Consider the following 24,125-nt stretch of genomic DNA (forward strand, 5'->3'; position numbering starts at 1 on the left):
AGTTGTGGATGTATAATAATTATTACTTTCGACCAGAAAATCAACTAATCGCTGATATTACAAAAGCGATAAATGGGGAGTATTCAGCAATAGCTTGTTACCAACAATTAGCAAGAATGGCACCGACTCAAGAGGCAAGAGATCAAATTCTTGAAATTAGAAACGATGAAATAAGACATTTTCAAGTGTTTTCTGAAATCTATACAACATTAACTGGGGGACAACTAACGCCGCAAATTACAGAGGAATGTCCGAGTGACTATCGTTCCGGATTAGTCACCTCATTTAAAGATGAGCAAGAAACAACGGACTTTTATCTCGACATCGCCGAAAAGTTGACTGATCCAACTATGAAAGAACATTTTAAAAGAGCTTCAGCAGATGAACAAAATCATGCTGTTTGGTTTTTATACTTTTTAACGCATAACCAGTATTGAGTATACTATTCCTTATCAATAGGAGCTAAAAGGTGATCTCTGTACGTATCAATATAAATATTTCCATTAGCTAATAAAACTGCATAAACTACTTCTTTAAGATGTAAATTCCGATTGTTTAATTCAGTATTTAACCAAGTTTGTGGTAGTTTATTTTCTTTTAAATTTTTCTCAATAATTTCACCATCCATGATAAGTTCAATCGGGAGTCTTGATTCTGGATTTGTTGCAATCATTAAATCCTGTCTCGTTACATTACGATATTGAGGTTTCTTTAGTACGGTTAACGTACCGTTTGTTTCAATAATGGCAAAAAGTACTTCGTCTATATTAAAAACTTCTTTTTCGCGTAATTGTTGATTGAGATAATCTAGAGTATAGCGCATTTTTCTCATATTAGATTCGAGTATTTTACCATTTTGAATGACAACAGTAGGGTCACCTGCGAAGAACTTTCGCCATTTTCTACTCTTTGTAGATATAAAGGCAGTCATGAATATAACAAGAACAAAAATAATATAGGAAAAAACTAATGTATGTGGTTTTAACCTAACATTATAAGCTAAAGCTGCTGTAATTGCGCCGAGCGTAATGGCAGCAATAAAATCAAAAATAGTCATCTGAGATATCGTTTGTTTCCCTAAAAAACGCGCTCCAATTAATAACAAGCTAAAAGCGACAATTGTCCTAATCATTACTTCCATATACTCTGGCATTGTTTCACTCCATCATAACTATGTATTGTGACTATTTTACAGAAAGAAAAAGTCGTGGTTCTTTGTAATCTATTAAGACTAGGCTACTTTATTTGTTATTTCCAATTAAAGTAATTTTTATAAAGTTGTTTTCACAAAGATTGATGCATTTAAAAATATTTATAAACATGACAAACGACACAATTTTGCTCGGTATGAGGGGAGTTGTGTCGTATATTTTTGTTTGTAATTATTCAGTTATGGTACGCGGACTGAGATTCCTCTATTTCACTAATAAAGCCTAACCATTACGCGGACACTTTGTCCACCACAACCAACCAAAAATCCCATATTCATAAATCCTTCATGATTACAAGTCCCCATAGCTGTAAAATCCATATTGACTTTTCCATAATTTTTAAAACGCAAAATGATTATATCAATATAAATAATGCTTTATAATAGGTTGAGCGAATTTAGAATTATATTGTTCTAGCCTCTAATAGATTGGAGAATCAATTTCATGTACAAAAAACTATTTCCTACAACGTTAAAGAACAAATTTGTCTTAGCATTTTTACTATTTATTATCTTTCCCTTTTTTCTACTAAGTGTTTACTACTTTCAAGAAATCGAACATATTATGCAGGATCAAATCAGTCAGCAGAACAGGGAGGAGTTAAAAAGGTTAAATCGTACTCTTGAGGATACGATGGTTTTGACATTAAATACGGCTATCCTTTTAGATCAAGATTCAGCCGTCGAGCATATCTTAAAAAATCCTCAGCAATTTCAGCTATTAGACAGGCATTATCGGTTAGATGATAAATTTAATAGTATTAACAACAGCTTGTTTTTAGCGAGCCCCAAGATTTATTTTACGGTGATTGATTTTCATCAAAATATCTATTCATCCTTTCAATCAAGGCGCGGCTTGGAATATACCAGTGTCATTAATGAAGATTGGTATGTTGATTTTGTAAATAGTGGACAATTTTATCAATGGGAAACGAACGAACGAAGCTATATTCATCCAAATGAAACAACGAGTCCGTACTTATTGTCACTATACAGCGTTTTACGAGACTATCAAAATCAGCCTTATGGGGTTTCGCGAATAAGTTTAGATATTTCAAAATGGTTTGAGCAGGTGATGAAAAGCTCTAGTAGTGACCAGGAGTTTTTTATTATTAACCATTTAGGGAAATCTGTTGCTGAAACGGGGAATGGATCAAACATCGGTTTAGAAAACATCGAAGAAATTATTGAAAGACATGATACAGAAGGATTTTTAGTAGATGAATCTTCGGGAATGTTAATTAGTTACAATTTTATTGAGCATTTAAATTGGTATTTAATAAGTCGAATTCCACTGCAGGTCCTTTTTGCAGAGGTAGAGGAGTTAAGAAGTCGATTACTGTTTGTTTTTATCTTTCTGACGGCAATCTTTATTGTTGTAACGTATATGATTGCTTCAAGAATAACAAGTCCGTTAGAAAAACTGCAAGAAAAAATGTCTGAGGTAGTAAGTGAAAATTTAAACGTTTACTTACCTGAAAATGACAATAGTTTGGAAATTTCTTCACTTACGAAAAATTTTAATCGGATGATGAGCGATTTAAACGATTTGGTCGAACAATTAAAAATTGAAGAAAGGCAAAAAGAGGCTATTAAAGTCAAAATGCTAGTTTCCCAAATGAATCCGCACTTTTTATTAAATACCTTAAATACCATTAAGTGGATTGCAATCCGCGAACGAAATCAAGATATTACAAAAATCTGTATTGCTTTAGGTGAAATTATTGAGTCTAGTTTAAAGATTGAACCAGAAATGATTTCTTTAAAAGATGAACTTAAGCTAGTAAATTCGTATGTCGATATCCAAAAGTATAAATATAAACAGCAGTTCCGCGTTGAATATCAGATTGAAGCTGAGGTAGAAGAGGCTTTAATTCCAAAACTAAGTCTTCAACCATTAGTTGAAAATGCCATATATCATGGAATTTCCCAGCTCGACGGTGAAGGCATGATTATCATACGTGCTTTTTTACCCTTGAATCATAGACTAACTGTTCAAGTCATTGATAATGGGATTGGCATTCAAAAGAGCAAAAACGAATCAGTTCATAAAAACCATGGTATAGCATTAGCTAACCTAAAGGAAAGATTAGAGTTAATGTTTAAAGATGATGCTTCTGTACAGTTAATTCCGTTAGAACAAGGGATAAAAGCCGAAATACAATGTCCTTTTTATTAAACTTAAATGGTAAAGGTGGGGATTTTCTTGTGGAAAGTATTACTCGTTGAAGATGAAATATTGGTTCGAGAAACTGTCAAAGAGATGATCAATTGGGAACAATTTGGCTTTCAAGTTATTGGAGAAGCTGGCAATGGGGAGGATGCTTTACACTTTATCAGGGAAGAACAACCAGATCTTGTGATTACAGATATCCTGATGCCAATCATGAATGGTGTAGAACTTTTAAAACAGACAAGGGCAGAAGGCTTCCAGACAAATTTTGTCATGTTGTCGTGCATGAGTGACTTTGAATATGTCCAACAAGCATTGGAATACGGAGCTTCAAATTATTTGTTAAAACATACGATGGATATCGATGCGATTGAAAATATGCTGAAAAAGATTAGACCAGAAATAATTAAACGCATCAATGGAAATTCCAAAGAAATCGAAGAGTATTATCAAAAGATTTGGAAACAAGTTTTAACAAGTCCTCCACAAGAACATATGGAGCTGGGAAAACCACCTTTTATTCCGGAGACTTATACCTTAACGATTGTCATGACTTATAAGAAACTTTTGGAAAAGGATATTTTTCCAAAGGATGAAGAAGCAATCATTCACTTTTTTCAAAACAATGGACAATCAACGGTTTTCTATTGGTCAGAAAAAATACCTTTAATAAAAAGTAACGGGATTACACAGAAAATAGTTTATTCCTCACTATCTAATTTATCTAACATAAGTGTTGAATGGAAATCGTTATTACAAAAATTAGACCTAGCGTGGTATGGATTGGATGAACCTACCACTAATAGTAAACAACAACAGTCCTCAGAGCGAGGGGAAGAGCTTTGGGAAATTGAGAATGAGATTATTCAAGCATTTATGCAAATGAAACAAAAAACGTGTATAAAGTTAATTGATGATCTATGGTTTCAACTGCAACAAAATGTAGTTTCATTGACGGTTGTTAAAGAGATTGCCTTAGGCTTAAATAATATCTTTTGCCGAGTTAGCAATACACCTGACCAAGAGACAGAACTAATTATTACTAGTACAAGCCATGACCAACTAAAAGAAAAGCTGTTAGAGTTTACTAATCGTTATCTAGAGTACAGAAAGAATCAAAAATGCGCTTATACGGATCATAGCGAAATAAACAAAGTTATAGAGTATATTCAAATGAACTATGATGAACAAATTACAGTAAAAATGATGTCGCTATATATAGCAATGAACGAAAATTATTTAAGTAGTCTTTTTAAAAAGAAGACAGGTTATTCACTCATTGAATACCTTCATAAAATACGGATTACCCATGCAAAAGATTATTTAGAAAAGACTAATTTACCGATCAGTGTGATTAGTCATAATGTTGGCTATGAAAATGATAACTATTTTATCAAAATGTTTAAGCGACTAATGAATATAACGCCAAATGAATATCGATGCCAAAAAAAGAACTAATATATGTTCAACTAATTCATAAGATTTGTTCGTTATTTAAAAGAGAAAGCGCTGTTATAGTTTAACTTGTAAAGAATAACTCAAATCTTAGGGGGTTTAATTATGAGATTTAAAGAAAAGGCTTTCATTTTTATCACGTTCCTTTTACTAATCAGCGTCTTAGTAGCTTGTGGGAATGACAAAACATCAAGTACCGATGCTACTAAAACTGAAAGTACTGAAGGAAAAGATGAAGTAATTACACTTCATTTCTGGGGTGGTGTTCCTGCAGAAAACGGTCCACAGGATGCTGTTGATGCTTGGAATGCTAACAATCCAAATGTTCAAATTGAATATACTCGTTATGTCAATGATGATAGTGGAAATCTACGTGTAAATACGGCACTTCAGACAAAGCAACAAATTGATATTCTAATGTCACATTCACCAAACGATTTTGAACAACGAGTTGAATCAGGCTTTGTTTTAGATTTAACTGAATTTGAAGGATTTGATATTGAAGGGAAAATCGGTGCAGCTGCAGCTAGATGGAAAAGAAACGATACGTATTATGCGGTACCGACAAATCTAAATGCCCAATTCTTTTTATTAAACAAAGATTTACTAGACCAAGCTGGTTTAGCTGTTCCAGAAAACTGGACGTGGGAAGATGTTCGTGAATATGCGAATGCGTTAGATACAGATACACAAATCGGATATGCAATTGATCACGGGAACCTAAACGGAATTATTTTAAATGCCTTAATTGAAGATGGATGGGTAAAAGAAGACGGAAGTTCGAACTTAGACCATCCGAATGTAAAAAAAGGTCTTGAATTAATGTATGCAATGATGCACCAAGATCAAACGATGCCTAAATATGCAGAACAAGTAGCGACAAACATGGCAGTAGATCATATGTTTTTAAATGGTGAAATCGCAATGTACCAAGCGGGTGCTTGGAAGTTTCGTATGACAAATAACTTAACTGATTATCCAAGAGATTTTAATATTGCGTTTGCTCCGGTTCCATCTTTTGCTGGTCAAGATAACCCAGCTCATACTGTTGAAGATGCAATCTCAATTATTTCTTATTCAAAGCATGCTGAAGCAGCTTGGGAATTTATTAAATGGTATGCAGATGAAGGAATGCTTGCTCTATCTCCAGGTGGTCGAGTTCCAGCGTCAGTGGATGCACCAATTGAGGAAGCTTTAGCTCTTATTACAATAGGTGCTACAGAAAGCTATGACCAAGCTTCTTTAAGTAATGTTTATAGTTTAGAAACTACAAAGCCAGTAGTAGTACCACCTTACCAAGTTCTTGATGCAATCGTCAGAGAGTTTGAAAAGTACTATTTAGGGGATCAGTCAATCGACGACACAATAGAGCGGATGGTCAAGTCTCATAATGACCATTTAGCTAGAAACTAACATTTATATAAGACAATCGGAGAGGGAGAAACTATTTAATAGAATCTCCTTTTCTTTTTCCCAGTTAAGGAGGTAGAGGATTTTGAAGTGGATGCGTAAACAACAATTGCTAGGCTATTTATTTATTTTACCTAGCGTTACTGGGATCACTTTGTTCTTTTTTGTCCCGTTAATTTTTACAATCGCACTTAGTTTTACCAGTTGGCGCGGGCCAACTGGTATCGGGACAGAATTTATTGGTCTACAAAACTTTCAACGGTTATTTAATGATGAAATCTTTTATACGGCTTTTGGAAACACCATTATCTATTTATTACACGTTCCAGTCGCTGTCATCTTAGGTTTTATTATCGCCAATATCCTAAATAAACGAGTTTTTATGAAAAGTAGCTTAAGGGCAATGTTTTTTTTTACCTTACCTGACAAGTAGTATTGCGATTGGATTTGTATGGATGCTTTTATTCCATCCGACTCAAGGTCCAATCAATGAGATCTTAAAGTTAATTGGGATTTTGAATCCCCCGGGTTGGTTATCATCAACAAGTAGTTCTATGTATGCCATCAATATTATGTCTATTTGGCAAATCTTAGGGTTTAATATCATTATTTATTTAGCCGCCCTTCAGGACGTTCCAGAAGAGCTTGAAGAAGCAGCCAAAATGGATGGAGCAAAACGTTGGCAAATCACAAGACATGTCATCTTCCCGCTTGTTAGCCCGATTACATTATTCCTACTTATAATTGGAATGATTAATACCTTTAAAAACTTTGGTCTGATTCAAGCTGTTACAGGCGGAGGACCTGGTGATAGCACCACTGTTTTAGCTCTATATGTCTATCAAACTGCTTTTAGATACTATGAATTAGGGTATGCATCTGCAATAGCGGTCATTCTTTTTCTAGTCATTTTAGTTATTACGTTGGTGCAATGGTATGGACAGAAAAAGTGGGTTCATCACTAATGAAAGGAATGCTGAACGATGCAAATAAAAGTGAATAAACAAACCAGTGTTCAAAAACCACGTTTCAAGCTAAAAGGAAATGACCATTTGAAGAAAGTCGGGCTGACAGTTGGTATGTTAGTCATTGCTCTTTTTATGATTATGCCTTTTTTATGGATGATCAGTACATCCCTAAAAACACCATCGGAAGTATTTGATTTTCCGATTAAGTGGATCCCTGCTGATATTCAATGGGATCATCATTTAAAGGTTTGGACTGGTGAAAATAGCTTTTTAAAATATTATGCAAACTCTTTAAAAATTGCCGTTATTGGTTCAGTTGGAGCCATTTTCATTGGATCCTTAGCTGCCTATGGATTTGCGAAAATTCATTTTAAAGGTAGAGATCTGATATTCCTCTTTTACTTACTAATGATGATGGTTCCACCGCAAGTTCTATTCGTACCGAAGTTCATCATGTTTGATTTTGCGGGGATCTATAATACGCATTGGGCATTAATTATACCGACAATGTTTACGATTTTTGGAGTGTTTTTTCTAAGACAATTTTTCTTAAGTATACCGAATGAAATTTCAGAGTCAGCATTTATAGATGGGGCAGGGCATTTTCGAATTTTCTTCCAAATCTTTCTTCCGCTAGCTAAGCCAGCGATTATGACATTCGCTATTCTCGATTTTTCTTGGAACTGGAATAACTATGAGGATGCGCTTGTGTTTTTAATCGATGAAAAGTTATTTACAGTACCTCTGGGATTAAACAATTTTGTTAATGAATTTACGATTGATTATAACGGGATGATGGCTGCTGCTTCAGCCTCGATTATTCCAATTCTCATTCTCTTTTTCATTGGACAACGATACATCATTCAAGGTGTTGCAAGCTCTGCAGTTAAAGGATAATTCGTAAAAAGTGGGGTCTTAACATGGGAACAGGATTAACAAGTGGATTTTATAAAATAACAGAATGGTTTATGAGATTGGTCTACGTAAATGTACTTTGGATCATCTTTACCTTACTAGGAGGCGTTGTATTCGGTATCATGCCGGCAACAGTAGCCTTATTTACCCTTTTGCGTAAGTGGCTTAGGGGAGATGACCAAATAAAAGTATGCCGTTTCTTTTGGCAAACCTATAAATCAGGATTTATCAAATCGAATGTACTAGGGTTTATTCTCATATTTATTGGCATTGTTCTGTTTTTTGATATTAAATTTTTCCAACAGCTAGATGGAGGTATTTTTCAGGTGCTGGAATATCTAATGTATGGACTTGTGATCCTCTACCTAGTGATCCTTATGTATATTTTTCCGGTTTTTACTCATTACGATGTGAGTTATTGGCAATATTTAAAGCACGCTTTATTTATTGGGATCACAAAACCATTCAAAACGATAGTAATTGCGTTCGGGCTAATCGGCATCTATTTTTTGTTAAATTTTATGCCGGGATTACTACCATTTATCGGCGTAAGCTCTTTTAGCTTGATCTTAATGTCGGGTTCTTTATCTATTTTTTTAAGTTTAGAAGAGTTAAATAAAACGATAACTACTGAACCTGAAACAACGTAATTAATATTGAACTCCAAGGAAGGGTGATTAGTAGATGAAAACGGTAATTCAAACAAAAGAAATACCAGTAGTAAAAAAAGTAGATGTTCTTGTAGCGGGTGGTGGCCCAGCAGGAATAGCAGCAGCGATTGCTTCTGCTAGAAATGGTGCAAAAACAGTTTTACTTGAAAAACATGGGTTTTTAGGTGGTATGGGAACGGCCGCCTTAGTAAATCCATTTATGAGCTATTTCTCTGGTAGAACACAATTAGTAAAAGGAGTTTTTCAAGAAGTAGTCGATCGCTTGAAAGAAAGAGGAGCCTACGGTGGTACAGGTCATGCATGGTCGTTTGAACCTGAGGAATATAAATTTACCCTTAATGAATTAGCGTTAGAAAGTGGCGTTGAGCTCTTATTTCACACGTATGTAGTCGATGCTGTAACAGAAGATGGCTCGATCACGGGTGTAGTGATTGAAAGTAAGTCTGGTAGACAAGTGATCGAAGCAAAGGCGTACATCGATTGTACTGGTGACGGAGATTTAGCAGCGAGGGCTGGGGCGGAATTCAAGGTTGGTCGTGAAAGCGACGGTCAAGTACAACCAGCAAGTATTATGTTTAAAATGGGTGGCGTAAATAACCGAAGAAAAGCATGGGAATATGCTGTTGAAGATGCGCGCTTACCTCAAGGCCGGGTCTTGTTCTTTAAAATGCCTCGAGAAGGTGAAGTTGTGATTAACATGACAAGAATTGTTAATGTTAACGCCCTTGACGGGGAGGATCTTAGCCGTGCAGAAATTGAAGGAAGAAAACAAGTAAAAGAAATCGTTGATTATCTTGTAGAAAATGTAGAAGGTTTTGATAATGCTTATCTAATTACAACAGGGCCTCAAATCGGAATTCGTGAATCAAGAAGAATTATGGGTGAATATGTGTTAAAAACAGAAGATGTACTAGAGTGTCAAAAGTTTGATGATGCGATTGCCCATTGCTCATATATGATTGATATCCATAATCCAACGGGTGCAGGGACTGAAAAGGTCATCCTACCAAAAGGTCAATGGTACGACATACCATACCGTTGTTTATTACCGAAAGACCTTAACAACTTATTAGTGGCTGGAAGATGTATCTCAGCGACGCATGAAGCACATTCCTCATTAAGAATTCAGCCAACGTGCTATGCTCTAGGTGAGGCAGCTGGAGTAGCAGCAAGCATCGCTGTGCAGGAATCAATTAGTCCAAAGCAGGTAAGCGTAGAGAAAATAAGAGAAAAAATTGATCTAGTCGTTAGTCACGCTTAATTCGTAAATGAAGGGGCTGTCCAAAAGCAAGTAATCAGTCACCACAAGTATATATAGAGAATGTGAACAACTTACACTTTCTTATATATTTTGACAATGTGGTGGGATGAGACTTTTGGATCAGCCCCCATTCGTAATGATTGAAACAAAGGAGTAGAAAACATGAGTCAAAATTTAGAGGCAGTTATTTTTGATTTAGATGGAGTCATTACCGATACAGCAGAATATCACTTTTTAGCTTGGCGGAGCTTAGCTGAAAGCCTTGGAATTACTTTTACTAGAGAGCAAAATGAGCTGTTAAAGGGAATTAGTAGAATGGAATCGCTAGAGTTAATCCTCGATTTAGCTGGTAAGTCATTAGATTATGGGAATGATGAAAAGCTTGAATTATCCGAAAGAAAAAACGGATATTATTTAGAGCTAATTCGTACTATTACTCCCAATGACATTTTGCCGGGAATTGAAAAGCTTTTAAAAGAGTTAAAGGATCACAAGATAAAAATTGGCCTCGCTTCAGCAAGTAAAAATGCTTTCCAAGTGATAAAAAGTCTAGAGCTTAACGACTATTTTAATTACATCGTGAATGCGGCTGAAGTGAAAAACGGGAAACCAGATCCCGAGATTTTTAGGACGGCAGCAGATATGTTACAAGTTTCCTATGAAAACTGTGTTGGAGTTGAGGATGCTGTGGCTGGAGTAACAGCAATTAAGGCAGCGAATATGTTTGCGATTGGAATAGGTTCTATGGGAGCGTTAAAACAAGCCGACGTGATTTATCAAGATACGGCAGACCTTACTTTTGCTAGGCTCATTGACCATTTTAAGAATAGTAAAACAAAATAGAGGTGATTTAGAATGACTTGGAAAATCACGAGTAATAAGCTTGACCAAGCAGGTTTATTAGTAGATGAAAGCTTGTTTTCACTTGGTAATGGTTATTTAGGTGTTCGCGGAAATTTTGAAGAGGGTTATCAAGCTAGTTATAAATCAATAAGGGGAACGTATATCAATGCGTTTCATGATATAACAGATATTACGTATGGTGAGAAACTATTTGCCTTTCCTGAGACTCAGCAGAAATTATTAAATCTAATTGATGCGCAATCAGTCGAGATTTTTATCGATGGAGAGCCCTTTTCTTTATTTGAAGGAGAGGTATTAGCCTTTGAGCGCCAGCTACATTTTGATAAGGGAATAGCAGAGCGCAACATTCATTGGAAATCTCCGAGTGGAAAAGAGCTTAGACTAACATTCCGTCGACTCGTTTCCTTTAAAACAAAGGAGCTTTTTGCAATTGAGATCAGCATAGATCCGATCTCAGACATCGAAGAAGTTAAGCTCGTATCAACAGTAAATGGAGACGTGAGCAACTTTGTTGATAATAATGACCCACGTGTCGCTTCAGGTCATGCTAAGCGACTTTCGGTAGTTGACGTGAAACACCTAGACCGTATGAATGTAGTTGTAAATAAAACGTATGTCTCAGAGTTAAAAGTTGCTTGTGCTTCGACAACTCAAATTGATGTGGACCATTTGTATTCGTCTACCGCTTCTCAAACAGGCATAACGGAAGTTTATACGTGTAAAGGGAAACAACCAATTTGTTTTTTAAAGGCAAATTTCTATACTGATACACTGAGGCATGGATCAAGGTTAGCTGAATATGCAATTAGTCTTTGTAAGGAAAACCGTTCAAAAACATTTCATGATTATCTGTACGACCAGCAAATGTATTTAGATGATTTTTGGAAAAAAGCTGATATTACAATCAAAGGGGATGACGACCTTCAGGAGGGGCTTCGCTTTAATTTATTTCACCTACTACAGTCAGCAGGACGTGATGGAGTAAGTAATATTGCGGCGAAAGGACTATCTGGTGAAGGGTACGAGGGTCATTATTTTGGGATACAGAGATCTATATGTTTCCGGTATTTCTATTTACCAATCCTGAAATAGCCAAACAGCTTTTGAACTACCGCTACTCAATTTTGGAAGGGGCAAAAGCTCGTGCAAAGGAAATGGGGCATAAAAAAGGAGCATTATTTCCATGGCGAACCATTTCAGGAACAGAATGCTCAGCGTTTTTTCCAGCTGGTACAGCCCAGTACCATATAAGTGCTGACGTAGCCTATAGCTTTATTCAATACTACGTAGCTACAGAGGATATCACTTTCTTATTTGAATTTGGGGCAGAGGTTGTGTTTGAAACAGCAAGATTGTGGCTTGATACCGGTCACTTTTACAACGGCCAATTTAGAATTGATAATGTAACCGGACCAGATGAATACACGTGTATTGTGAATAATAATTACTATACAAATGTAATGGCAAAACATAATTTAAGCTGGGCATCAAAGATCGTATCGATTCTTAAACAAGAAGACTCTAGTAGATTAGTAGAATTACTTAGTAGCCTTGAGATTACTGAAGAAGAGATAAGTGAGTGGAGTGCAGCAGCAGAGAAAATGTATCTACCTTACGATGAGGAGTTAGGAATTAATTCACAGGACGACTCGTTTTTAAAGAAAGCAGTTTGGGATTTTGAAAATACCCCAAAGGAACATCACCCTTTACTGCTCCATTATCACCCGTTAACACTGTACCGCTATCAAGTGTGCAAACAAGCAGATACAGTATTGGCACACTTTTTGCTTGAGGATGAACAAAGCTTTGAAACTATGAAAAATTCATTTGATTATTATGAAAAAATAACAACCCACGATTCATCATTGTCTTATTGTGTTCATAGTATTATGGCTTCAAAGCTTGGTTATCATGAAAAAGCATATAACTATTTTATTGAAACAGCACGGCTAGACCTAGACAATACACATGGCAATACGAAAGATGGACTCCATATGGCAAATATGGGTGGCACCTGGCTGGCGATTGTCTTTGGGTTTGCAGGACTGAGACTAAAGGAAGAAGGGATTTCTTTGAAGCCATCACTTCCAAATAATTGGGATGAGCTTGCCTTTACGATACAATATAAGGGCAGATTGCTACGGGTAGAAATCACGAAAACCTCTGCCGAATGCCAGTTAGTAGAAGGTGAGCCTTTGGACAAGCCGATTATGATCGAAACTGTAACGAGGTAATATAAAGTTATGGAAAACGAACCATCAACATAGTTGAGGGTTCGTTTTTTCTTAGGTGGAATAAATAACACCGACCGTCATTATGAGTTATTATAGACTTATAAATGATAAAAGTTGGTGTTTATTTATCCTAGAAAACAATAATGATACAATATCCAAAATTGAATTAACTATTCAAATTCAGAAAAAACGAATTAAGAAGGTAGAACAATCTAACCTACCATTTGAGTAAATAAGGGAAAAAGCGTGGTACGTATTTTAGTTAAAAGCAACCAAAATCTCCTGTGATGAGTAATCACAGAGCAAAATATCGGAATGACATTACATAAAAACCTGTGAAATAAAGTGACTTGTCTACCTATGAATCAGAAGATCCTGTTTAATAACGGATGGGAATTTGCCAAAAGTAGTCTAGAGGTTTTAGAAAGCGCCTTCAACAAAAGGTGCTACAAGCCTAGTCCTATCTGGAAGATCTCCAATTGATAAAAATACAATTCATATCCGCTTTGAAAACGAAGAAGGAGAAAGTAATCAACTTTTCGAATTTACGTACTCAGATGAATACGAAAAACGAGTTTTTGAGTTGGGTAAAATCACAGGAAGGCAAAAAGTAACCTTCATCTTCCTGCCAGGATCGAAGTTTGATTTTGGGTGGTTTAGGTTTAGAAAGTAGTTATATATTGAAGTGAAACAATTAATCCAAACAATCTTCAGAGATAAACTGAAGATTGTTTTTAATTTTAGGATCTTAGTTAGCTTTTGGACGCACGATTTGCTATTTCTATCAAAAAGCCTACCTTAAATAATAGGTGGACAAAGTTCCTTTATTTACCTGAAATCAGTTGACCCCTCAATATAAAGAAACCTTTTTTTACTTATAAAAAGAACATTTTCGGTAATTTTTGTACGGAAAAGAGTAAAATAATTCTGAAAACTACTTCTAAAACGGGAGTTTTGGTGATATTATAGGAAAAAAAGGAACTTTAACAAACCTGTAATATATTTTAACTTATTAAATTGAATGGATGGGATTTTCATGTTAACCAATGTTAGACAAGCGAAGATTATAGAAATCTTAAACTTAAAAGGAGCTATTAAAGTAGTGGAATTAAGTGAACAGCTTCAAGTTACCGAAAAAACAATAAGGGAAGATTTAGATAAATTAGATGAAGATGGAATTATCCAAAGGGTTCGTGGTGGAGCAATTTTACCTGATAAGGGTAACTCGATGTTGCCTATTAATCGACGCCAAACAAGCTTTACTACTGAAAAAGAGGAAATTGCTAATAAAGCATTTCAACTAATTGAAGATGGCCAAACCTTACTACTAGATGCAGGATCGACAACATTAGAATTGGCGAAGCTTATTATTAATCGCCAGTTAACTGTGATTACAAATGATATAAAGATTATGTTCGCGTTAATGGATGCTCCAAGTATTAACCTTATAGGACTTGGAGGGATGCAGCGTAAAGGGACATCAACCGTGATAGGGATGACCGCTATTCAAATGATTCACGATTTTAATATAGATTTAACTTTTATCGGAGCTACAGGGGTAGATATTGAAAAGGGTTTATCGATATTTAGTTATGATGAAGTTGAACTAAAGAAAGCGATGATAAAGTCGGCTAAAGAAGTTGCTTTATTAGCGGACAACTCTAAATTTAATCGATCAGCGTTAGTTTCATTTGCAAGTTTAGTTGATGTTGACTTCTTGGTAACCAATTCGAAAACAGATGATAGTGTATTAACTGAAATAGGAGATATGGGAGTAAAGGTTTTGAAGTAGAGGCTTAGATGAATAATTAATTATAGTAATTGAGTGAATTTCATAATGAAAAAGCAATCACGAGATTCACTCAATTACTCCCTATCAAAAATAAAGACTTGGCAAAAGGAGTGATTTTTAAACGTTTAGTATCAAAACATGCAAATAGTAGGGGGGATAAAAAAAGGACAATAAATGGCACGACTGCTTTATTAAAATAAAAAGTACAGCTTCATGCGTACGAGCTTTACTTCTTAAGGATAGTTCAATTATTTTTTATTACTAGGAGGATTGAATTTTGAAACGAATTATACTAAAAAGATCTATGTTACTGATGTTGTGCTTTACCCTAATATTAGGTTTAATTCCAAACAACATATATGGGAATACCAATTATAGTATTGATTATGAAAGCTATAATGGCTTTACGGTTCCAGAAGAACCGATACTTCCGGCTGAAGAAGTTCATCCAAAATTGTGGTTTAATAAGTCTGAAATTTCAGACTTGTATAACAAGAGATTACAAGATGATTATGCGGCAACTCTTTGGAACTCGATTTCAACGAGTAATTACTTAACAATGAAATTTCCTGAGGTACCAAGGTGTGAATCGAACTCAAGCTTTATCCATGGTTATTATGGCCATATGGCACGGATCGCAAAATATAATGCTTTCATGTTTGTGATGGAGGGCAATCAAGTTCATAGACAACGAGCAATTGAGGCGCTAATGAGAGCTTATGATGGACCGATTTATGATTGTGCAGCAATTGATCCGACGGTATCTGGAAGCCCTATTGATGAAACATACCGAGCCATGTGGGCACAAAATTACGCAGCAGCCTATGACTGGGTCTATCATGAATTAACACCAGAACAAAATGAAGTTATCCGTGAAAAATTAGCCTATGAGGCACAGGTAACGAATGACAATTTGTTTATTTGGGGACCAAGACCCCATAACCATCGTTCCAAACCAGCTTGGGGACTAGGTTCACTAGCACTTGTTCTTTCTGACCATCCCGATGCAGCCACATGGTTAGAAACAGGATTAAGAGCAGCTAACACGAATACAAGCTATTTCTTTAGCTCAGATGGAGTATATCGAGAAGGTTCGCAATATTATATCTACTCCCACATCAACTTCGTTCCATTTTTATATCACTATAAAAACGTCTCAAATGTGAACCATTTCGAAATATTTAAGCCTGCATTTATTTGGGAATTCCATGTTTCTAATAATAATGGTTGGATGCCAAATTTTGCAGATTCTTTTTACGACATAATTACATGCACATGGTCGCCTCACAGTTTATGTCTGAAGAAGATATCACACCTATCCACCCAACGGCAAAATGGGGAAATCTATTTCAATGGAGATATGCTACAACAGATACAACGCCGTGGGGAGGAGAGTTTGGAAATAATACTGGAGCAAGCTATGACGATACGATGGATTTAGATAAATACTTAACTTATGAACCTAGTATTGAAGCGATCAAACCAACTGGAACTGGTACGCATTTTTTTAATGAAGGTGGTCAAACGATTTTTAGAAACAATTGGAATACTAATGACCCAAATAGTCGTTATTTACTATTTCAAGGTGTAGCAGAAGCAGATAATCATAATCATTTTGACCACTTAAGCTTTATTATCCATGCAGAGAATCAGATGATGGCAAGTGATTCAGGCTATACAAGGTCAGCGTACGGGGATGCTGTAAGGAGAGAATGGTATCGTACAGCACCCGCGCATAACACGGTTACACTAGATGGTTTTTGGCCTGTTGATATGGCACAAAATGTAACCCCAACTTCAAGATATGATATCGATACTGATTTCTTTGATTTCCAACAGAAGGAAGCTAGATTCATAGAAAATGAGAATGAAACAACGCGAGGGGAAAGTCGATTACATTTTCCACCTGATAGCGAAAGTCTTGGTTATTTTGAACGGGCGATTGCTTTTCCAGGTCAAGACTATTTTGTTGTGATCGATAATTTGAGGAGCAAGACTTCGACACCTAGAGAATTCGATTTATACTTACATGGCGGTAGAGGGATTATGAGTGGAACCGGTAATCATCGGTTATGGACTTACGGAAATGATGTATATGGAAGTGCTGCCAAGATGGCGACCTGGATCTTCTCAGATGGAGCAACGTTCTCTAATCATGAAGGAGAAGTATCCTATGTTAAAGATGATTATGGTATGTACGATTTTGTAAAAGCTAGTACACATGCTGAAAAAACGAATTTTATTCAAGTATTAGTCCCGTTAGAAATAACGAAAACGCTACCACAGGTTACCGAATTTAGTGACAACCATAGAGTGGGTGGAACGGTAGCGATGGATGGTAATTTGGACACATTTGTTGTCCAACAAGGAAATCAAGATGTGACCCTTGCAGAACTTGGAACGAATGGAAGTTTCGCTTATGTGAGGGAAAATGGTCTTGTAGAACATTGGTCAGCGAGGGAGGCAACTGCACTTAGTTATCGGGGAAATTTTCTATTTCGTTCTTCGCATCACATAACATTGGCTCTTGATCAAAGTGATCGAGATAGATATTCGGGTACGATTTCATCGGAAAAGGAAAACTTTACATTGTCAGTCAGAAACCCTGCTGGGAAAGTTGCAGATCAAGCGATATTTAATGGTCAATCCGTTTCTTTTGAAAATAAAGAAGGGTATGTTCACCTAACTGGATTATATGGGAAAGGTGATATTGCGATTATTTTTATTGAGAATGGAGAACAGGATAAAATTCCTCCAGGAAATATTAAGGACCTTAGGGCAACCGATCAAACTTCAGATACAGTAACATTAACATGGACAGCACCAGGAAATGATGGTGACGTAGGTGCAGCAGATTTTTATGATATCCGTTACAATACCTCACCAATTACAGACGACAATTGGGATGATTCAGTTAAGGTAGCAAATGAACCTACCCCTACAATTGCTGGAACGTCTCAATCTATGAATATAGAAGGACTAAGATCTAGCACTTCCTACTATTTTGCCATGAGAGCAGGAGACGAATTTTTAAATCTTTCAGGATTGTCTAATGTAGTAGCTATTGAAACAGATTATGCACCAGATACAACAGCACCAGCAAATATTAAAGATTTAAAAGTTGAAGCTGTTTCTTCAGATTCTGTTAATTTAACATGGACAGCACCTGGAGATGATGGATATTTCGGCACGGCCGATTCCTATGAAATACGTTATAGTACACAGCCAATTACCGAAGAGAGCTGGGATGCAGCAACTTTGATTAATAACCCACCTACTCCAGAAATAGTAGGATCTCATCAAACAGTAAATGTAGCTGATCTTAAAGCTGGAAGGTCGTATTTCTTTGCAATAAAAACCAGGGATAAAGCATCGAACATTTCAGGATTATCCAACTTGGCTTTTATCAGCTTACCTGACCCAGATGACATGAAACCACTAGAAATATCAGATCTTTACGCAAGTTCACATGATGGAAATGTTCCTGAAAATACAATTGACGGTGATTTAGGTACACGTTGGTCTGCAAATGGCGATGGTGAATGGATAAAATACGATCTAGGTTCTATTCAAACTTTAAGTCATATAAAGTTAGCTTGGCATAATGGCCATACAAGACAGACATTTTTTAGCATTGAGGTTTCTACAGATAATGTGAATTGGACACCAATTTTAACCAACGGAGCTAGTAGTGGGCACACATCCGACTTTGAGGCATATGAACTAGAAAATATACACGGACGTTATGTAAAATTGATTGGTCATGGTAATTCCTCTAGTACTTGGAATAGTTTATCAGAAACTGCTATTTATGGAACCGTTGCTGATGGACTTGATCCAGTTACAGTAGGGAATATACGATTCCTAGATCGTGATGGAAAGGAAATGACAGCCTTAGCGAACGGAGATTTTGTTCAAATTATTGCCCCATTGACAAATAATCAGCAAGAAAGTCAACAAGTATTAATGTTTATGGGATTATATGACAAAAAGGGTAACTTAGTTGAGATGTCTTTCATTAATAATGAAGTTAGACCATGGGAGACGGAAGTACTTAGTACAGGTTTCATTTTACCTGAAAAACTAACTGGGTATTATGTAAAGGTATCATTTTGGGATAGCTTTGAAGAATTAACAGAGTTGTCTAATGAAATAATCTTGGAGGGTACAGAATGATAAAGAAAGAATATGTAAGCATAATATTATGTTTTTCTTTGATGCTAAGTTTGATTCCACTCCAACTATTTACATCAGCGCAAAATCAGGAACAGCAGGTAGCTGAGCTTATAGCAATAGAAGATAGCTGGGTGAATGGTGGAAGCAACTCCGATCGGAACTACGGAACCGATAGAAATATAAAGATTAAGAGAACCTCAACAGAAAATCGAGATGCTTTTCTAAAATTCGATTTAACCCAGATTAGCGGAAAAGTTCATAGTGCTGAGTTAAAACTGTACGTTCTTTCATTAGAGAGTGCAACCCCCGACGGGTATCATATTGAAGCAAGAGGGATAGATGATAATCTATGGAGTGAAAGTGCAATTACGTATAATAATGCACCTGAAGCTGGAGGAGAAGTCTTAGACACAGCCTTTGTCGGTCAAGATGAAATCGGAACGTACGTAACGTTTGATGTAACAGACTTTATCAATGAAAAAACAGGACAGTTAGCAAGTATAAGATTAAGAGGAGTTGAAACAAGCAGAGGTGGAGATTTTGCAACAAAAGAGAATTCTAATGAAAATCCACCTTACTTACATGTTGTTTTCACAGAAGGAGACACTCAAGAGTTAGATGAAGAACGACCTTCTACTCCTACAGCTGTAACTGCTGTGAATGTGAAACATGATCAAGTTGAAATCAGTTGGGAGGAATCCACTGATAATGTAGGTGTCGTAGGGTATAAGATATCTCGCGATGGAATCGGAGTAGGAACAGCATCATCGCCATCCTTCACGGATACTGGATTAAACCCAGGAACCATATACACTTATACTGTTCAAGCATTCGATGAAGCTGGAAATTACTCATTGGAAAGTAATGAATTAATAGTTACTACCCTAGACAAAGAGATGATAGGTATCGTCCTTGAGAAAATCAAACCAATGACTTTGGCAGATCATAATCAACCTATTACTGTTTTGGCTAGTTATAATGATGGATCACTAGAAGTAGTGGAAGAAGACCTTTTTTTTACTAGTAGTAACAAGGAAGTAGCCGAGGTTTCTGAAGCTGGGATAATAACAGCCCTCTCAATCGGGGACACAGAAATTACGGTTAGTTATAAGGACTATCAATCTCCTGTTCACGTATTACATGTATATTATGGGTATTATCAAAACGTTGCAATAGAGGATACCTATGTTGAAGCCTCAAAAACGTCACCTCAAGGAAGTGAATCAACCTTTAAAATTAAAAAGACATCTACAGAAAATCGTGATGCGTTTTTGAAATTTACTGTCCCTGAACTAAATGGGCTATTAGAATCTGCTAAGCTAAGACTTTACGTTACAAAACTTGATAGTAATACAACTTCTTATGAAATTGGGGCTCAAGGGATTAAAGATAATACTTGGAGTGAAGGTACTTTGGTATATTCGAATGTACCATTAGAAGATGGGGTTTCACTTGGGAGCGCAACCGTAAATAAAGCAAATGAGTATGTATATTTGGATGTTACAGAATATTTGAGGGGATATGAAGAAGGAATCGTTAGTTTCCGCTTGAGAGGGATCACTTCTGGACTCGGAGCAGATTATGCAACTAAAGAACACAAAGACCAGTCTGCTTATCCTGTTCTTATTATTGCGACAAGTGAACCTCAGCCTCCTTCAGTACCTGAAAATGTTCAACTTGCTGCAGGTGACGCTAAAATAACGATTACTTGGGACGAAGCAGAAAATGCTAATGCATACACTATTGAAAGAAGTACAAAAGAAGCTGGTCCATATGAAGTTATTGTAGAAAATTTACAAACTACTACCTTCGTAGATAGGAACCTTGAAAATGAAATCACCTATTATTATAAAGTAAAATCATTAAATAATTTTGGTGAAAGTGATTTTTCTAGTGTAGTTACGGCAACACCACAAAAACCACTTCTTGTAAAAACACCTGTTGTATCTAATATGAAAGGTAATATACCAATTAAAGAGCTGAATAAATTGTTACATGTCATAGCTAGTGTAGAGATTACAAATTCTACACAAAATTCGCTAAATGGAGAGTTTATCATTTCTCTTGTAGCATCAGATGGAAGTGTTGCATCAATCACATCCGTAAAAAAACATATTGATAGCTTAGAAACTATTGATCTTCAAGCAGGTTTTACATTACCTAATCAGTTTGAAGACTACGAACTAAGAATTTTTGCCATCGATGAAGAAGGAAATCTTCTCTCCAACGAATCCATTTTGTCACTTGATGAATTTAATCTTAGAAAGAAAATAGATTAATTGAAAAAGGATGTAAGAGATAAATAAGGATCAAAAGAATGACCACAAAAATTTATTAAGAAAATATTGTAAGGTTGATGGAAAGTAATACTATTTTTTAATGGAAATGCGTCCTTACTGTTGGGCGCATTTCTATTTAAAAGGACTTGTCGAATACAGGATTTAAGAAACAACAGACAATTAATAAACAAACATAATAAACTGCCTTCTGTAAGATATATAGGTTAAATTACTTAGTTATAGCCGTATATTTACAGTTTATATTTATATTCTATAAATACGGTTTTTCTTTGTAATAGGCTCATTCTTTTGCGAAAAAAAGAGGTTTACGAAACGAACTTTGTAAAAAATAAACTGCAATTCCCTATAAAATACTTCAATAAATTTTAGCACTTAGGATAAAAAAGCTACATAAGTTCCTCGTCTAAATGGCTAGATTCCGTTACTTTTTTATTAGTACTTTCTAGTAAAAATCTACCAAAGTTCCTCTTCATATTTTTCTATTTAAAATCAATAAAGGATGATATATTAAATATACTATCAGGATAGTAGAAACGTTATTGAAATCGAGGCGAATAGGATGGCAATTGATTTAAAGAGATTGGTAAAATTGTTCCTTGTTTTTGTATTAATTTTTTCGCACTTTCCTTCTGTTATAAATGCAGAAGTGGAAGAGGGAACAGTAGTTAGTGGTTTATTAAATGAGGACACGACATGGACCAAAGAAGGCTCACCTTATAGGTTAATAGGAAATCTTACAATACCGAAGAATGTCACGCTAACGATCGATCCTGGCGTGTCTGTTGTCGGTAAAATTGGTGTCTGGATCCAAACGTCTGGGAAATTGGTTGCAATTGGTGGAGAGACAGAAGGTGAGCGAATTAATTTTAATACTGCCTATATTCAAAGCACATCTTTTCCAGAAACCTATGTTCATCTTGAAAATACCAATATTAGCCGCGGATTTAACGGTGGCTATTTGGTGACAGGGGCGAATGTTTATTTAAAAAACAATAGATTTTCCAATGGTTCGATATCTGTATCAACCCCGAAAACAATTAAACCAGTGATTTCAGGTAATTTATTTCAACAAAACGCTACAATAGATGTTTGGCTTGGATCTAAAAATACAAAAATTACCAATAATACATTTTTAAACATCACGGGTGATGCAAAGTCCCCTGACATTAGTATTGGTTGTAGTTATGACTGTCAAAGTCCAAACCTTGAATTGTCAGGAAATAACTTTTTCGGATTAGATCATGCTTTTATAAAATTTCAAAGTGATAAACTGCTCACCTTTGATGGAGCAAATAATTACTGGGGAACTACAGACATAACAAAAGCAAACCAATTCATCATTGATGCAAGTGATAACCTAAATTATAGAGCTTTGTTAAAAATAGATCCGATTGCCTACAAGCCATTTGATCATGGATATCCATTTGGAGAACTTACTGTGCCTTTCGTTCATTCGGTGGGGGATGGTCATCAAGTGGTTACTGGTCTGACGGATGCTGATAGCGAAATCGAAGTTTGGAACGCTAATGGCAAGATAGGCACAGGCTTCTCGATTCATGATGGAACATTTTCAGTGGATATTCCAAACCAAAGAGTTGGAACTGAGCTTACGATATTCGTAACTGACAGCTATAACCGTTATAGTAAACCTTTAACTACCATTGTTCTCGATACGACGCCTCCTAAGGCACCGATTGTTGACGAAGTGACAGATGCGATAGATTACGTCTCGGGTAAAGCTGAACCTGGTGTTAAGATTACTGTTTCGTCAGTGGGGAAAGTCCTTGCTATAGGCAATGCCGATCAAGACGGCCAATTTAAGATCAGAACAGGCGTACTCCATGCAGATAGTATGATAGAGGTCCAAGCTGAAGACAATGCTGGCCATAAGAGCTTAGTTGTTACAGTTACAGTTGCAGATGTCACTCCTCCAGCGAAACCTCAATTAACTGAGGAAATTACTGACGCAGCCAATTTTATTAGGGGACTTGCAGAACCAGGATCAATCGTTGTTGTGACTTCAGGTTCTACTCAACTATTACGTCAAACTGCAAGTTCCAATGGAGAATTTGGAAGCTATATTCAACCACAAAAGCCAGGAACAATGATCGAGATTATTGCTATAGATAAGGCAGGGAACAAAAGTGAGCCATTAATTGTTATGGTGAAAGATGTAACCCCGCCTCCTCTTTATGTATACCGATTAGGAGACAATGGCGACTACCTTTATGGTGTATCCGAAATAGGTGCCGAAATCTACGTATTAAAAGATGGGTTACTCATCGGTACAACTATTGTTGCTGATGACCCTGACTTTAAGGTAGCTATCCCTCACCAACTGGCTGGAACGAAATTAACCATCATTTCTAAAGATAATGCTGGAAATGAAACAAAAACAGAAGTTGTTGTTGAAGACGTTACTCCTCCTACAAAGCCAGTGGTGGACATAGTGACGGATAAGAGTAGTGCTGTTACTGGTAAGGCTGAAGCTTTGACAACTGTTCAAGTTCAAATTGGTACTAGTGTTATTGGGGCTGGTCAGGCCGATATAAATGGTAGTTTTTCTGTTAAAATTCCTGTCCAAGTTGCAGGTACGGTCATTAAGGTAACTGCCAAAGACAATGCGGGTAACATCAGTGCATCAACGAACGTAACCGTTAAAGATGTGACCCCCCGGCTGTTCCACAAGTAAATGG

Annotated in this window: 16 protein-coding genes and 2 pseudogenes; 17 read left to right on the forward strand and 1 reads right to left on the reverse strand. The window is 36.2% G+C overall.

Annotated elements, in window-relative coordinates; translation table 11 throughout:
* The first annotated feature begins 8 nt into the window (after window positions 1–8).
* A complete protein-coding gene (locus H1D32_RS04525) occupies window positions 9–437 on the forward strand; it encodes a ferritin-like domain-containing protein (RefSeq protein ID WP_261177010.1) in 429 nt (142 codons plus the stop codon).
* Between the two features lie 5 nt (window positions 438–442).
* Here the strand turns inward: H1D32_RS04525 and H1D32_RS04530 are convergent, their stop codons facing one another.
* Window positions 443–1,153, reverse strand: coding sequence for a DUF421 domain-containing protein (locus H1D32_RS04530; RefSeq protein ID WP_261177012.1), 711 nt, complete (start codon window positions 1,151–1,153; stop codon window positions 443–445).
* A 502-nt stretch (window positions 1,154–1,655) separates the two neighbouring features.
* Here H1D32_RS04530 and H1D32_RS04535 point away from each other — a divergent pair.
* The 16 genes and pseudogenes from H1D32_RS04535 to H1D32_RS04610 all read left to right on the forward strand — a co-directional run bounded on the left by H1D32_RS04535 (window position 1,656) and on the right by H1D32_RS04610 (window position 24,121).
* Window positions 1,656–3,389, forward strand: coding sequence for a sensor histidine kinase (locus tag H1D32_RS04535; protein WP_261177013.1), 1,734 nt, complete (start codon window positions 1,656–1,658; stop codon window positions 3,387–3,389).
* Between the two features lie 27 nt (window positions 3,390–3,416).
* Complete coding sequence (locus H1D32_RS04540) at window positions 3,417–4,841, forward strand: response regulator transcription factor (RefSeq protein ID WP_261177016.1); 1,425 nt, start codon at window positions 3,417–3,419, stop codon at window positions 4,839–4,841.
* A gap of 102 nt (window positions 4,842–4,943) precedes the next feature.
* Complete coding sequence (locus tag H1D32_RS04545) at window positions 4,944–6,251, forward strand: ABC transporter substrate-binding protein (RefSeq protein WP_261177017.1); 1,308 nt, start codon at window positions 4,944–4,946, stop codon at window positions 6,249–6,251.
* An 82-nt stretch (window positions 6,252–6,333) separates the two neighbouring features.
* Window positions 6,334–6,681, forward strand: coding sequence for a carbohydrate ABC transporter permease (locus H1D32_RS04550; RefSeq protein ID WP_261177018.1), 348 nt, complete (start codon window positions 6,334–6,336; stop codon window positions 6,679–6,681).
* A gap of 22 nt (window positions 6,682–6,703) precedes the next feature.
* Window positions 6,704–7,213: a carbohydrate ABC transporter permease gene (locus tag H1D32_RS04555; protein ID WP_261177019.1), complete on the forward strand. Its 510-nt coding sequence runs from the start codon at window positions 6,704–6,706 to the stop codon at window positions 7,211–7,213.
* 18 nt (window positions 7,214–7,231) lie between these two features.
* Window positions 7,232–8,113: a carbohydrate ABC transporter permease gene (locus H1D32_RS04560; protein ID WP_314733346.1), complete on the forward strand. Its 882-nt coding sequence runs from the start codon at window positions 7,232–7,234 to the stop codon at window positions 8,111–8,113.
* A gap of 23 nt (window positions 8,114–8,136) precedes the next feature.
* The gene (locus H1D32_RS04565) at window positions 8,137–8,781 is read left to right on the forward strand and encodes a YesL family protein (protein ID WP_261177020.1); all 645 of its coding nucleotides are present in this window, start codon (window positions 8,137–8,139) and stop codon (window positions 8,779–8,781) included.
* A 34-nt stretch (window positions 8,782–8,815) separates the two neighbouring features.
* Entirely contained in the window at window positions 8,816–10,063 is a 1,248-nt protein-coding gene (locus tag H1D32_RS04570; RefSeq protein ID WP_261177021.1) for an FAD-dependent oxidoreductase, read from the forward strand.
* 162 nt (window positions 10,064–10,225) lie between these two features.
* Entirely contained in the window at window positions 10,226–10,906 is a 681-nt protein-coding gene (pgmB, locus tag H1D32_RS04575; RefSeq protein WP_261177022.1) for a beta-phosphoglucomutase, read from the forward strand.
* A 12-nt stretch (window positions 10,907–10,918) separates the two neighbouring features.
* Window positions 10,919–13,161, forward strand: a pseudogene (locus H1D32_RS04580) (glycoside hydrolase family 65 protein).
* Between the two features lie 442 nt (window positions 13,162–13,603).
* Window positions 13,604–13,834, forward strand: a pseudogene (locus tag H1D32_RS04585) (carbohydrate-binding protein); the annotation flags it as partial.
* 363 nt (window positions 13,835–14,197) lie between these two features.
* Entirely contained in the window at window positions 14,198–14,953 is a 756-nt protein-coding gene (locus tag H1D32_RS04590) for a DeoR/GlpR family DNA-binding transcription regulator (RefSeq protein ID WP_261177023.1), read from the forward strand.
* A 277-nt stretch (window positions 14,954–15,230) separates the two neighbouring features.
* Window positions 15,231–16,394, forward strand: coding sequence for a hypothetical protein (locus H1D32_RS04595; protein ID WP_261177024.1), 1,164 nt, complete (start codon window positions 15,231–15,233; stop codon window positions 16,392–16,394).
* The gene (locus tag H1D32_RS04600) at window positions 16,385–19,129 is read left to right on the forward strand and encodes a discoidin domain-containing protein (protein ID WP_261177594.1); all 2,745 of its coding nucleotides are present in this window, start codon (window positions 16,385–16,387) and stop codon (window positions 19,127–19,129) included. Before H1D32_RS04595 ends, H1D32_RS04600 begins: the two co-directional genes overlap by 10 nt.
* Window positions 19,126–21,408, forward strand: coding sequence for a CBM96 family carbohydrate-binding protein (locus H1D32_RS04605; RefSeq protein WP_261177025.1), 2,283 nt, complete (start codon window positions 19,126–19,128; stop codon window positions 21,406–21,408). Before H1D32_RS04600 ends, H1D32_RS04605 begins: the two co-directional genes overlap by 4 nt.
* Window positions 21,409–21,988: 580 nt before the next feature.
* Window positions 21,989–24,121: an Ig-like domain-containing protein gene (locus H1D32_RS04610; protein WP_261177027.1), complete on the forward strand. Its 2,133-nt coding sequence runs from the start codon at window positions 21,989–21,991 to the stop codon at window positions 24,119–24,121.
* The last annotated feature ends 4 nt before the right edge of the window (window positions 24,122–24,125 follow it).

Origin of the sequence: Anaerobacillus sp. CMMVII (assembly GCF_025377685.1) — a bacterium.
Classification (GTDB): Bacteria; Bacillota; Bacilli; order Bacillales; family Anaerobacillaceae; genus Anaerobacillus.